At 71.3% G+C, this 12,340-nt stretch carries 14 protein-coding genes; 7 read left to right on the top strand and 7 right to left on the bottom strand.

Annotated features, from left to right (window positions below; genetic code table 11):
• Positions 1-390 precede the first annotated feature (390 nt).
• A complete protein-coding gene (locus ABZW18_RS19750) occupies positions 391-795 on the bottom strand; it encodes a DUF5997 family protein (RefSeq protein WP_356189025.1) in 405 nt (134 codons plus the stop codon).
• A 58-nt stretch (positions 796-853) separates the two neighbouring features.
• Between ABZW18_RS19750 and ABZW18_RS19745 the strand changes: the two genes are divergently transcribed.
• Positions 854-1,633: a LysR substrate-binding domain-containing protein gene (locus tag ABZW18_RS19745; protein ID WP_356189023.1), complete on the top strand. Its 780-nt coding sequence runs from the start codon at positions 854-856 to the stop codon at positions 1,631-1,633.
• 277 nt (positions 1,634-1,910) lie between these two features.
• On the top strand, positions 1,911-2,744 hold the full coding sequence (locus ABZW18_RS19740) for an alpha/beta fold hydrolase (RefSeq protein ID WP_356189021.1): 834 nt from the start codon (positions 1,911-1,913) through the stop codon (positions 2,742-2,744).
• 116 nt (positions 2,745-2,860) lie between these two features.
• On the opposite strand, the gene ABZW18_RS19735 is transcribed toward ABZW18_RS19740, so the two are convergent.
• Positions 2,861-4,084 (bottom strand): RNA polymerase sigma factor, encoded by a 1,224-nt coding sequence (locus ABZW18_RS19735; protein WP_356189091.1) that lies wholly within the window; start codon positions 4,082-4,084, stop codon positions 2,861-2,863.
• A gap of 8 nt (positions 4,085-4,092) precedes the next feature.
• Entirely contained in the window at positions 4,093-4,446 is a 354-nt protein-coding gene (locus ABZW18_RS19730; RefSeq protein WP_356189019.1) for a YciI family protein, read from the bottom strand.
• 250 nt (positions 4,447-4,696) lie between these two features.
• On the opposite strand from ABZW18_RS19730, the gene ABZW18_RS19725 reads away from it, so the two are divergent.
• Positions 4,697-5,560 carry a polysaccharide deacetylase family protein gene (locus tag ABZW18_RS19725; protein ID WP_356189017.1) on the top strand — a complete coding sequence of 288 codons (864 nt, stop codon included), beginning with the start codon at positions 4,697-4,699 and terminating at the stop codon, positions 5,558-5,560.
• A gap of 27 nt (positions 5,561-5,587) precedes the next feature.
• Here the strand turns inward: ABZW18_RS19725 and ABZW18_RS19720 are convergent, their stop codons facing one another.
• Positions 5,588-5,941 (bottom strand): hypothetical protein, encoded by a 354-nt coding sequence (locus ABZW18_RS19720; RefSeq protein WP_356189016.1) that lies wholly within the window; start codon positions 5,939-5,941, stop codon positions 5,588-5,590.
• A gap of 170 nt (positions 5,942-6,111) precedes the next feature.
• On the opposite strand from ABZW18_RS19720, the gene ABZW18_RS19715 reads away from it, so the two are divergent.
• The 3 genes from ABZW18_RS19715 to ABZW18_RS19705 all read left to right on the top strand — a co-directional run bounded on the left by ABZW18_RS19715 (position 6,112) and on the right by ABZW18_RS19705 (position 9,074).
• The gene (locus tag ABZW18_RS19715) at positions 6,112-7,053 is read left to right on the top strand and encodes a hypothetical protein (protein ID WP_356189014.1); all 942 of its coding nucleotides are present in this window, start codon (positions 6,112-6,114) and stop codon (positions 7,051-7,053) included.
• Between the two features lie 91 nt (positions 7,054-7,144).
• Positions 7,145-8,482, top strand: a complete 1,338-nt coding sequence (locus ABZW18_RS19710) for a transcriptional regulator (RefSeq protein ID WP_356189012.1) — start codon at positions 7,145-7,147, stop codon at positions 8,480-8,482.
• Between the two features lie 61 nt (positions 8,483-8,543).
• Positions 8,544-9,074 (top strand): NUDIX hydrolase, encoded by a 531-nt coding sequence (locus ABZW18_RS19705; RefSeq protein WP_356189010.1) that lies wholly within the window; start codon positions 8,544-8,546, stop codon positions 9,072-9,074.
• A gap of 15 nt (positions 9,075-9,089) precedes the next feature.
• Here ABZW18_RS19705 and ABZW18_RS19700 read toward each other — a convergent pair whose 3' ends face one another.
• Both ABZW18_RS19700 and ABZW18_RS19695 read right to left on the bottom strand, forming a co-directional pair.
• Entirely contained in the window at positions 9,090-9,347 is a 258-nt protein-coding gene (locus ABZW18_RS19700; protein WP_356189009.1) for a hypothetical protein, read from the bottom strand.
• A gap of 390 nt (positions 9,348-9,737) precedes the next feature.
• Positions 9,738-10,595 (bottom strand): 3-hydroxybutyryl-CoA dehydrogenase, encoded by an 858-nt coding sequence (locus ABZW18_RS19695; RefSeq protein ID WP_356189007.1) that lies wholly within the window; start codon positions 10,593-10,595, stop codon positions 9,738-9,740.
• A 178-nt stretch (positions 10,596-10,773) separates the two neighbouring features.
• Here ABZW18_RS19695 and ABZW18_RS19690 point away from each other — a divergent pair, with 178 nt between their 5' ends.
• Positions 10,774-12,024 carry a family 10 glycosylhydrolase gene (locus ABZW18_RS19690; RefSeq protein ID WP_356189005.1) on the top strand — a complete coding sequence of 417 codons (1,251 nt, stop codon included), beginning with the start codon at positions 10,774-10,776 and terminating at the stop codon, positions 12,022-12,024.
• A gap of 22 nt (positions 12,025-12,046) precedes the next feature.
• On the opposite strand, the gene ABZW18_RS19685 is transcribed toward ABZW18_RS19690, so the two are convergent.
• The gene (locus ABZW18_RS19685) at positions 12,047-12,253 is read right to left on the bottom strand and encodes a DUF1918 domain-containing protein (protein ID WP_356189003.1); all 207 of its coding nucleotides are present in this window, start codon (positions 12,251-12,253) and stop codon (positions 12,047-12,049) included.
• Between the last annotated feature and the right edge of the window lie 87 nt (positions 12,254-12,340).

The following is a 12,340-nucleotide window of genomic DNA, read 5'->3' as shown; positions in this document are numbered from 1 at the left end:
GGCCGGATGGCATGTCGCCGCACCGCACACCATCAGCCCGACGGCGTCGGAATGGCCGGATACGGAAACCGGGGTGGTCCCGGCGACGGGACTGGACTGCGAGGTGGAAGACGGGGCCTGTGTGGAGCTGATCCGCCCGCGGAAACGACGCTGTGGGTGATCTTCACTTCGCGGGTGAAGATCACCCACAGCGTCCGTGAGTGCCACAACCCGAGTTCGAACGGCGCTCAGCCGTCCGCTGTGCGGAGAACGTTCACGATTGACCTGGCCGGCCGGCGGCGAGGACGACGTCACGCTGCAGGTGTGGGTCCTTGAAGATGACGCCGACGGCACGAGCAAGCGGTTCGGGTGGCCGCTGTCCGCGAACCAGGCAGCGTCGAGGGGTGGAGGTCAGGAACGCGGTCGGCGGGGCTGATCGCCTCGTTCCGCCTTCTTCTCCTTGATGCGCACCGCTTCTTTCCGGACCTCGGCCTGGGTGGCGCGTTCCTGCTGCAGCCACTCGGGGCTGTCCCGCTTCAACGCGTCGATCTGCTCCGTGGTGAGCGGGTCTGTGACTCCGCCACGCGCCAGACCCGAAATGGAGACGCCCAGCTTCGCCGCGACCACCGGCCGGGGGTGCGGGCCGTTGCGTCGCAGTTCCAGCAGCCACTCGGGCGGATCGGCCTGCAGCGCACTCAACTCGGTGCGCGAGATGACACCCTCCTGGAACTCGGTGGGGGTGGCCTCGAGGTACACACCCAGTTTCTTCGCCGCGGTTGCGGGCTTCATCGTTTGGGTGGTCTGGTGCGACGTCATGGTGTCAAGGGTATCGAGCGTGTGCGCTACCTCCGACCACGGCCGGTAACCTGGCCGGGTGACTGGCTCGGAAGAATCCCGTTCGTTCCGGCTCGCGTATGTCCCGGGGGTGACGCCCACGAAGTGGGTGCGGATCTGGAACGAGCGGCTGCCCGAAGTCCCGCTGACTCTCGTCGCGGTGCCCGCCGCTGAAGCCCCCGACCTGCTGCGGAGTGGCGGCGCCGACGCGGGCTTCGTCCGGCTGCCGATCGACCGTACGGACCTCAGCGCGATCCCCCTCTACACCGAGACGACCGTGGTCGTGGTCCCGAAGGATCATGTCGTGACGGCGGTCGACGAGGTGTCCGCCGAGGATCTGGCCGACGACATCGTGCTGCATCCCCTCGACGACACCCTCGAGTGGGAGCGCCGGCCGGGACGGCCCGCGAACGAGCGCCCCGCCACGACGGCGGACGCCGTCGCGTTGGTGGCGGCAGGAGTGGGACTGCTCGTCGTCCCGCAGTCACTCGCCCGCCTCCACCACCGCAAGGACCTCACGTACCGGCCGGTCTCGGACGCCCCCGAGTCGCGCATCGCGCTGTCGTGGCCGGAGGACGAGACCACCGACATGGTGGAGGATTTCATCGGGATCGTCCGCGGGCGGACCGTCAACAGCTCGCGGGGCCGCTCCCCGGCCTCGGCCCCGGCCCCGGCCCCTGCACAGCCGAAGCGCAAGCGCCCCGATACGGGCGGTGCACGGCGGAAAACGTCAGCCGGCAAGTCGACCGGCAGGAGCCCACGGAGCAGTTCCGGTGGCCCCAAAGGCAGCAAGCGCGGCAAACCGCGCCGCCGGTCGTAGCCCCGGCGTCGCGCGGCGGAGGCTGCGGGCGCGCACCGGCCGGATCCGCCGGTTCGTCCACTCCCGCACCGTAGCGATCGGCCTTGACCTCGCCGAACGGATCGGCGTACCGCCCGCACGGCACCGTGCGCGGCGCGCTCTGGTTCGTGCAGTCGCCGGCCGTGCCCCTACCGAGCTCAGTCACAGGAGGACCCGGGGGCAGACGCCGGAGCGACGGTCCAGTTCCTGCCGCTCCCCCGGCGCCCCCGCCGTGCAGCGGGGGCGCGGGGATCCGACCATGGAGGTGGAGGTGCGTGCCATGGGCGAGCGGGTAGACGCCGAAGGGCTCGGGATCTGGGTCGAGCGCCGGGGCCGAGGGCCCGATGTGCTGCTCGTCGCCGGGCTGAGCGATCCCGCAGAGGTATGGCAGGCGCAGCTCGACGGGCTCTCCGACCGTTACCGGATCATCGCCTTCGACAACCGGGGGTCAGGGCGGACGCCGTTGCCCGAGGGGCCGCTGTCGGTGCCGATGATGGCCGACGACGCCGCGGCGCTGCTGCGGGCGCTCCAGGTGGAGCACGCTCATGTCGCCGGCTTCTCGGGCGGCAGCCTGATCGCCCAGGAGTTGGCGCTCCGCCACCCAGAGCTCGTCCGCAGCCTCGTCCTCGTCAGCACCTGGGCCCAACTGGACGCGTACTCCCGCTCCATGACCCGCTTCTGGCACTGGCTCGCCGCCGAGGCGCCGAGCGAGCGTGCCATGCTCGAGGCGTTCCTGCTCTGGATCTACACCCCGCGCGCCCACGCGAACGGCATGGTGGAGCAGTTCATAGACGAGACGCTGGCCTTCCCGCACCCGCAGTCCGCCGAGGCCTTTCAGCGCCAGCTCGAGCCCTTTATGACGCATGAGACGTTCGACCGCCTGCCCGGCATCACCGCACCGACCCTCGTACTGGCCGGTGAGCTCGACATCTCCGCGCCTCCGCGGCTCGGGCGGATCGTGGCCGAGGCGATTCCGGGCGCGGACTTCGAGGTGCTGCCGGGTGAGGCGCACCAGCCCTTCCAGGAGTCCCCTGACCTGTTCAACGCCAGGGTCGACGCGTTCTGGCGTGAGGTCGGTGGCATCCGGTCCTGACACCGTCCGCCGCCCGCGCTGTGGCTGCGCACCTCAGCCGAAGCGTGGCGCTCGATGCGGCGGCCCTGAGCCTCGTACGGGGCGGGCCCGGCTCTGTTCCGGCAGGTGGCCCCGGGTCAAGCCCGGTCGAGTGCGTGACGGCTTCGTTGCAGGAAGTCGCGTTCGGCCGCGTTCTCGGTGCGGGCGATCGCGGCTTCGTACGCGAGCACCGCCTCGGCATCGCGGCCCAGGCGCCGGAGCAGGTCGGCGCGGATGGCGTGGAACAGGTGGTAACTGTCGAGGTCGAGGCCGTCGACGAGGGCGAGCGCCGCGTCCGGTCCTTCGACCTCGGCCACCGCGACCGCGCGGTTGAGGGCCACGACGGGGCTCGGGGCAATGACGAGCAACTGGTCGTACAGCCGCAGGATCTGCCACCAGTCCGTGGCGGCCGCGGTCGGCGCGTCGCTGTGCACGGCGTTGATCGCCGCCTGGATCTGGTACGGGCCGGGCCGGTCGCGCCGCAGGCATTGCCGGACGAGGGTCTGGCCTTCGGCGATGAGATCGCGATCCCAGAGGCCGCGGTCCTGGTCGGCGAGCAGCACGAGCCGGCCGTCGGGGGTGGAGCGCGCGGCCCGGCGCGACTCGACGAGCAGCATCAGCGCGAGCAGTCCCATGGCCTCCGGCTCGTCGGGCATGAGCTCGGCGAGGAGCCGGCCGAGGCGGGTGGCCTCCGCGCAGAGGTCCTCGCGGACGAGCGTCTCGCCCGAGCTCGCCGTATGGCCCTCGTTGAAGATGAGGTAGATGACGGCCAGCACGGCCCGTAGCCGGTCCGGCAGGTCGGCATCGGACGGGACCCGGTAGGGGATGCCCGCGTCGCGGATCTTGCCCTTGGCCCGGACCAGTCGCTGGGCCATGGTCGGCTCCGCCACCAGGAAGGCGCGGGCGATTTCCGCGGTGGTGAGCCCGCCGAGGAGCCGGAGGGTCAGCGCGACCTGGGCGGCGGGGGCGAGCGCGGGGTGGCAGCAGGTGAAGATCAGGCGTAGCCGGTCGTCGCGCACGGGGCCCTCCCCGGCCGGTCCGTCGCGGGCATGCAGCAGGGCGGCCTGCGCGTGCCGGTCCGCGCGGAACGCCTCCCGGCGCAGGCGGTCGATCGCCCGGTTACGGGCAGTGGTGATGATCCATCCGGCCGCGCTCGGGGGCAGTCCGGTCGACGGCCACCGCTCCACCGCCGTGGTGAACGCGTCCTGGACCGCCTCCTCGGCGACATCGATGTCACCGAAGACACGGACCAGGACGGCGACCGCGCGACCGTACTCCTCGCGGAAGACGCGCTCGATCTCCGATGCGGATACGTCCGGCATGCCGGACGTCACTCGGAGGTTCCGTACTCCAGCGGCCTGACCTCGATCGGGAGGGTGATCGCGCGGGCGAACTTGCGGCCCCATTCGAGCGCGGCGTCGAGGTCGGGCGCCTGGATGACCGCGAAACCCCCGATGTGCTCCTTGCCCTCGACGTACGGGCCGTCGGTCGTGAGCACCTCGTTGTCCTTCAGCCGCAGCACGGTGGCCGTGCTCGGCGGGTGCAGGCCCCCGGAGAACACCCAGGCGCCGGCTGCCCTGAGCTCGGCCTTCAGGGCCTCGACGTCCCGCATGATCGGATCCAGGACCTCGGGCGGCGGCGGGTCCCCGTCGGGCTGGTAGATGCTGAGCAGGTACTGCTTCATGGCTGCTCCTCCTCAATGCTTTCGACGGTACGGGGCCGGCTTGGCCCCGGCCTCTCACCCTCTATACGAACGCCGACCGGCCGGATCGACATGAGGCACGACCCTGCTGTCCCGGATCGCCTCGACGCGCATCGGAGGGACGTCGGCGCGCCACACGCCTGGGCCACACAGCATGCGGCCGTTGACAAGAGTGGTGCATTGTCCTGGTATGTACCGCTTTGCTTCCTCAGTCTCGCGTGCCGTGACTGCCATGACCGGGACGCCCGCCGGGGCGGGCGTCATCGCTGCCCGCAGGCCAAGGGCCTTCAGCCGCCTGTCGGTCGGCGCCGTTGCCGCTGCCGCGATGGTGGGGGCGGTGGCTCTCCCGGCGAGTGGGCACACCCCCGTACCCGGCCCCCTCGCCACCAGCGCCGTGACGGATTCCGGTACGGCCCAGCAGCCGGTGCGCAGCACGGCCGCGGGGCCGGTGGAGGATCTCTTCGGTTCGGAGATCCGGAAGATTCCCACCACGGAACGGGTGGTCGCGCTGACCTTCAACGCTGCCTGGGACGGCGCCGGAGTGGACACGGTCCTGTCGGTCCTGCGCGAGCGGAAAGTGCCGGCGACGTTCTTCCTGACCGGGAAGTTCGCCGATACCCACCCCGAGGTTGCGCGGGCGATGGCGGCCGAGCACGGGATCGGCAACCACTCCTACAACCATCCGTCGTTCGACGATCTCACCAGCCAGGAGGCGGAGGACGAGGTTCTGCGCACGGACCGGGCGATCCGTGCGGCGACCGGGGCGGAGCCGGCGCCGTTCTTCCGCTTCCCCTACGGCGCCACCACCCCGCAAGGGATCGCGGGAGTCAACGCGCTGGGCTTCGCGGACATCGAGTTCACCGCCGACACCAACGGCTACCTCGGCACCGCCGGTGGTATGACCGTCCAGAAGGTCGTCACCCGGGCCATGGACGCCCTGACGCCGGGAGAGATCGTGCAGATGCACGTCGGTACGCCCGACGGAGGCGGAACCGTCCTCGACGCCGAGGCCCTCCCAGAGATCATCGACGCCATCCACGACCGCGGCTACCGGATCATCGACCTGCGCAGCCTCGTCGACACGGAAACCGAGTAGGGAGCAGGCCGGTACACGGGAGGTACGTCACGACGCCCGGGCGTACGTCACGGCAGGCCCGGCCCCGGACGACGGCCTCCTGCTCGGAGTCTTTCTCGGCCCTGAGGCACGCGCGGCACGCTTGCCACGTGGGGCACGGCCGTTCGAGGCCGGTGCGGACTCCGCGGCGAGCTGTGCGGCCCGGATGCTGAGGTAGTGCCGCTCCGGGAGGCTCGTCGTACGGCTCGCCGCCACGCGGTAGTTCTCCACGGCGGCCTGCCGGTCGCCTGCCATTTCGAAGAGACGGGCCCGGACCACGTACAGACGGTGGTGCCCCGCCAGGCACCCGTCGGACTCGAGGGCCTCGAGCATCTCGAGGCCCTCGGCCGGGCAGTGCACCATGGCGGCGGCAACAAGGCGGTTGAGTGAGACCGCTTTCCGTCCATTCCCCCCCGCCACTCCCCCGCCGCCGATCGAGCGCCTCGGACCGCCCGCCCGGAGCGCCGCACGGCCGATTCCTGTCGCTCTTGGTAGATGTATGGCCAAACCGACCAGGCCGAGAAGAGGGCAGCATGGGCGCAGCGACAACCGGTGTCGGGACGCCCCCCACCGCAGACGGCCACCGTCTGCGCGACTCCGAGAGCGCGCCCGCGCACGCAACGGCGCGGCGGGCGCCCGGAGGCGGACTCCTCGCCGTCATCGGGCCCGTCGGCCCAAGCCGCATGTCTCTGCTCCGTGGCCTCGGCGACCGGCAGTCGGCGGGAGGCCGCGCCGTACTCGTCCGCGCCGGCGAGTCCGCCGCCCCGGCCTCCAGCGAAGAAGCCGCCGGTCTCACCGCGGCCACCGGCATCCGGCTACGGGCAGCTCAGGAGGGGGCCGGAGCCGCATCCCAGCTCCGTGATCCCCGGATGGGCGAAGTCCCGGATCCGGCCCTCGTCGGCCCGAACGGCCCACACCGGGGTCCGGATACGGGACTTGGCGGCGCTCCCCGCGCCGGCACTGGGGCCGCCCGGGATGGCGAAGGCGCGAACCCCGGAGCCGTAACAGCGAACGCGCCGTTGCACGAGGCCGTCCTGCCTGATCCGTGCCTTCAGGTCGGCGAGCTCCTCTCCCTCGCGAGCCTGCGCACCGGACAGCGGGCCGAAGGGGACCCGACCGGCAGGTCGCTGGCCGCCGTCGGTCTGACAGTGAGCAGCGGATCCCGGGACGACGTACCCGGCGCCCTGCCCTCACACGCCCGCTACGCCGACCTGCACCCCGCCGACCAGCTGCTGCTCGCCCTCGCCCTGGCCCTCCTGGACACTCCCGCCGCCCTCCTGGTCGACTCCGCCGGCGAAGGGCTCGACGCCGGCGGACGCCACCGCGTCTGGTCTGCGCTGCGCCGGATCGCCGCATCCGGTACCCCCGTCGTCGCCTCCTGCGACTCGGCCGAGACAGCCGGAGTGCACGCGCACCGCACCGTGCTGCTGCCGCACCTGACCGGTGTCGGCGGCAGGGGTCACGGACACCACTGAGCGCGAACTCGCCTACGGGGGCGGCCGGTTCACACCCCGTGTGCGCACGACTCCATTACGCTGTGTCCACCGAGCTCCACGGGAGGGCAGCATGGAGCCCAACACCCTGCTCGACGCCGTACTCGACGAAGCAGGCATCTCCCACGCGGGGCTGGCCGCGCACATCAACGAGGCGGGCCGCGCCCGCGGCATGGCGCTGCGCTACGAGCACACCGCTGTCGCCCGCTGGCTCAAGGGCCAGCGGCCCCGCGGCCAGGTGCCGGACCTGATCTGCGAGGTCCTCGGCGAGCGCCTGCACCGCGCGCTGACCCTGCACGACATCGGTCTCGGCACCCCCGGCACCGGCCACACCCCCAGCACCCCGCTGTCCGGCTTCGTCGAGCGGGCCACCGCGCTGTGGCGGTCCGACGAGCAGCAGCGGCCGCATGTCGTGAGCGCCCCCGCGCTCACCGGGACCCCGGCGGTCATCCCGGTCTGGGAGTGGGAGAACCCGCCCGAGGACTCCGATGTCTCCCGGCACGGCCGGACCCACGTCAGCATGGCCGACATCGAGATGCTCCGGGCCGCCCGCGCACACTACGAGCAGATGTACCGCAAGGCGGGCGGTGTCGCGACCAGGGCCCGGATCGTCGGCTTCCTCAACTCCGAGACGGCGCCGCTGCTGCGGGGCAGCTACACCGACGCCACCGGCCGCCAGCTGCACCGGGCGACCGGCGGGCTGGTCGCCGTCGCCGGTATCTGTGCGTACGACTCCGACGTCCACGGTCTGGCGCAGCGCTACTTCCACCAGGCGCTGCGGCTCGCCAAGGCCAGCGGCGACCGCGGACTCGGCGCGTACGTCATCGCCCTGCTCGTCAACCAGACCCTGTTCATGTGCGAGTACCGGCAGGCCGTCGCCTTCGCCGAGTCCGCGCTGCGCGCCGCCGGTCCGCACATCACCCCGGCCCTCGCCGCGGATCTGTACGCGATGCAGGCCAAGGCGTACGCCCGGCTCGGCGACGGGGCGAGCGCCCTGTCCTGCATCCGGCGCGCCGAGACCGCGGCCGGGCGCATCCGGCGTGGCCAGGAGCCCGCCGAGACCGGCTATGTGCAGCCCGGACTGGTCAATGTCCAGGTCGCGGAAGCCCTGTTGAGCCTCGGCGAGCTGTCAGCGGCCCGTGAGCATGCCGCGGCCGCCGTCGACACCCCCGCCCACGACCGGGGCCGGGTCCACCGGCTGGCCATGCTCACTCATATCGAGCTGCGGCAGGGCGACGCCGACCGAGCCGTGGCCACCGCGGTGGAGATGACCGAACGGGCCCGCGGCATGGAGTCCCAGCGCCTTCGGGACCGGCTCCGCGCCGTACGGGAGCATCTCGTCGCGAGCAGGTGCGCGGCGACATCCGAGGCCGCCGAACTGATCGACGGGGCACTGCGCGTTCCGCTGTGAGCGCGCGGTCTGCCCGGATCCTGCGAATGTTGCCATCGACACGGCGGAAGGTGGCGGACGCGTGCGATGGAAGAACCTCAGGGAGCAGACCGTGTACGAGAACCGCTGGTTCCGGGTCAACCTCGCCGACGTCGAACTCCCCGACGGCCGGCACCTCGATCACTTCGTGATCCGGCTGCGCCCGGTCGCCGCGGCCACCGCGGTCAATGACGCCAACGAGGTGCTGCTGCTGTGGCGGCACCGCTTCATCACCGACACCTGGGGCTGGGAACTCGCCGCCGGGGTCGTCGAGGACGGTGAGGACATCGCGGTCGCCGCGGCCCGGGAGATGGAGGAGGAGACGGGCTGGCGTCCCGGCGCGCTGCGCCGTCTGCTGACCGTCGAGCCGTCGAACGGGCTCACCGACGCCCGGCACCACATCTACTGGGCCGACGAGGCCGTGTACGTCGGTCATCCCGAGGACGACTTCGAGTCGGACCGGCGCGAGTGGGTGCCGCTCAAGCTGGTCCCCGACATGGTCGCGCGCGGCGACGTCCCGGCCGCGAACATGGCGGCGGCGCTGCTCCTTCTGCACCACATCCGGCTCGGCTGACCGGATCTGCCCCCGTCAGTGGCCGGTGGCCTGCCAGGCCGTGACCGCGAGCGCGCTCAGACCGGTGAGCGCGGCCACGGAGGGTATCGGCCAGCGGCTGTGCTCCAACGCCGCGACCCGTACCGCCAGTTCGGCCAGGTCACGATCCGTCTGATCGTTCCGCTGGGCGAGCAGGGCGAGTTGGCCGTCGATACGGGCGAGGCCCACATCCAGGATCCGGCGAAGTTCCGCGAGCTCCGCGGCTACCACGGCTTGCTCGGGTTCGGTGGTCACGAGTGCGCTCCCTCAGCGGAGTCGTCTTCACGCGGCGGCCATCATGGGCGCGGCCCGCCTGTCAGCCGTACGCCCCGAGTCAACAGCGGGGCAGGACAGGGCGGGAGAGTGTGCGGAAGGAATATGCGGGCACCCGCCGCGCGCCCCGTGTGAACGCGGCACCCGCACTGGACGGTCGCACACCCTGCCGCGCCGCCGCACAGAGCGGTTGAATCGTCATGCGACTCGAAGGAGCCGCCCCGTGACCGGCCGTGGGTCTTCCCCCGAGCCGGCGGCCCCGGGCCCGTTCGTACGGTCATGGCGAACGGGGCGGGGGCCGGCGGCCCGCGGCCGGCCGACCGGGGCAGCCGCAGTCGAGCACCGGCGCCGGCCGGGGACTGCCCTACAGGCTCAGTACGGGTAGAAGCCCGACCCCGTCTTGCGGCCGAGCCGGCCCGCGTCGACCATCCGCTGGAGCAGCGGGGGAGCGGCGTACAGCGGCTCTTTGTACTCTTCGTACATCGACTGGGCGACGGAGGCGACGGTGTCCAGGCCGATCAGATCGGAGAGCTTCAGCGGTCCCATGGGGTGGGCGCAGCCCATCTCCATGCCGTTGTCGATGTCCTCACGGCTGGCGATGCCCGACTCGAACATCCGGATCGCGGAGAGCAGATAAGGGATGAGAAGGGCATTGACGACAAAGCCGGAGCGGTCCTGAGCCCGGATCGCATGCTTGCCGAGCGCATCACCGACGAGCTTCTCCGCCCGCAGGATCGTCTCGTCGCTGGTGGTCAGCGCCGGAATCAGCTCGACCAGCCGCTGCACGGGCGCCGGGTTGAAGAAGTGGATGCCGATGACCTGGTCCGGCCGGGAGGTGGCGACGGCCAGCTTCACCAGGGGGATGGAGGAGGTGTTGGAGGCGAGTATCGCGTCGTGGCGGGTCACGACCTGATCGAGGATCTGGAAGATCTCGACCTTGACCTGCTCGTTCTCGACGACGGCCTCGATGACCAGATCGCGGTCGGCGAACTCCCCCAGGTCGGTGGTGAAGCTCAGCCGCCCCAGTGCCGCGTCGCGCTCCTCCTCGGTCATCTTGCCGCGCTCCGCGGCCTTGCCGAGCGAGTTCGTCAAGCGCGTGCGGCCGATCTCCAGGGCCTCGCCGGTGGTCTCCGCGACGATGACCTCCAGGCCGGAACGGGCGCACACCTCCGCGATGCCCGCGCCCATCTGGCCGCAGCCCACCACTCCGACGCGTTCGATGTCGGTCACATCGTGCCTTTCGCTGATCTTCTTCGGCCGGCAGACGGCTCCCCCTGGCCTTCGGCAAGTGGACCCCGGACGTCTGCCTCGGACCCAGACGTTACTCCGCACGGTTCTGTCCCGAAGTGGCCGGGGCGCGCATGCTGTGCCATACGCGGGAAGAATCCGGCGAGCAGGGGGCGAGCGTATGTGGCACATCACACGAAGAGGCTTCACCGCGGGGGCGGCGGGCGCGCTGGCAGGACTGCTGCCGGCGGGTGACGCGGTGGCGTACGCCCCGGGCGGGGAGCTGGGTGTCATTCGCCGGCCGAAACGGCAGTTCCGGGGTATGTGGCTGGCGACCGTGGCCAACCGGGACTGGCCCTCCCGGCCCTCACTCACCGCGGAGCAGCAGCGGACGGAGCTGATCGGCTTCCTCGACACGGCGGTCCGACGGCGGCTGAACGCCGTGATCTTCCAGGTCAGGCCCACCGCGGACGCCCTGTGGCCCTCCCCGTACGAGCCCTGGTCGCAGTATCTGACCGGCGAGCAGGGGAAGCACCCGGGCTGGGACCCGCTGGGCTTCGCGGTTCGCGAGGCCCACCGGCGGGGCCTGGAGCTGCACGCCTGGTTCAACCCGTACCGGATCGCCAACCACACCGACCCGTCACGGCTGGTCCCGACGCACCCCGCGCGCGTGCACCCGGAGTGGGTGGTGCCGTACGGCGGCAAGCTGTACTACAACCCGGGGCTGCCCGAGGTCCGGCGGTTCGTGCAGGACGCCATCCTCGACGCGGTGCGGCGGTACGCCATCGACGCCGTGCACTGGGACGACTACTTCTACCCGTACCCGGTCGCCGGTCAGGTCTTCGACGACGACGCGGCCTGGGCCGAGCACGGCGCCGGCTTCCCCGACCGGGGCGCCTGGCGGCGTGACAACACGGACCGGCTGGTCAGCGAGACCACCGCCCGGATCAAGAAGATCAAGCCGAAGGTGCGCTTCGGCATCAGCCCGTTCGCCGTCTGGCGCAACCGGGCAACCGACCCGGCCGGTTCCGACACCCGTGCCGGAGTGCAGACTTACGACGATCTGTACGCCGATACCCGTAAATGGGTCCGTACCTGCTTGATCGACTACATCGTCCCGCAGGTCTACTGGAACATCGGCTTCGAGGTCGCCGACTACGCGAAGCTCGTGCCCTGGTGGTCCGAGGTGGTGGAGGGCACCGGGGTGGATCTCTACATCGGTGAGGCGCTGTACAAGGCGGGCGATCCGGCGCAGCCTGCTCCCTGGCAGGACCCTGCCGAGCTGTCCCGCCATCTCACCTTCGACAAGGACTGGCCGCAGGTGCGCGGCAATGTCTTCTTCTCCGCCACGGAAGTGGCCGTCGACCGCAACGGGGCGATGTCCCGGGTGGTCGCCGACCACTATCCGACGCCGGTGCGCCCGCCGCGCTGAGCGGTACGGGACGCTGCCGGGATTACCGGCCGGGGATCTTCGAGCCCTTGTGCCGGACGACGGAGTCGGGGCCCGGGGAGACCAGGCATTCCTTGCCGTCGTCCTCGAAGCGCACCCGGTACGGCGGTGCGCCGTGGTCTCCCAGCACCTCGACGATCTTGGCCTTGCGGTCGTGGTGACCGACGGTCCTGCCGTGGACGAGCAGTGTGTCGCCCTTCTTGGCTTCCATCTGCCGTGACCTCCCGCTTGGGGGTACTGCGCCTGTTCCGAGAGTGCGGCGCTCCGTGGTCGTAAGTCTATGACCGAAGCCGATTCG

Source organism: Streptomyces sp. NPDC004647 (genome assembly GCF_040609575.1).
Taxonomy (GTDB): Bacteria; Actinomycetota; Actinomycetes; order Streptomycetales; family Streptomycetaceae; genus Streptomyces.
Note: the sequence above shows the minus strand (reverse complement) of the source record. Positions and strands in the feature narration are given on the sequence as shown.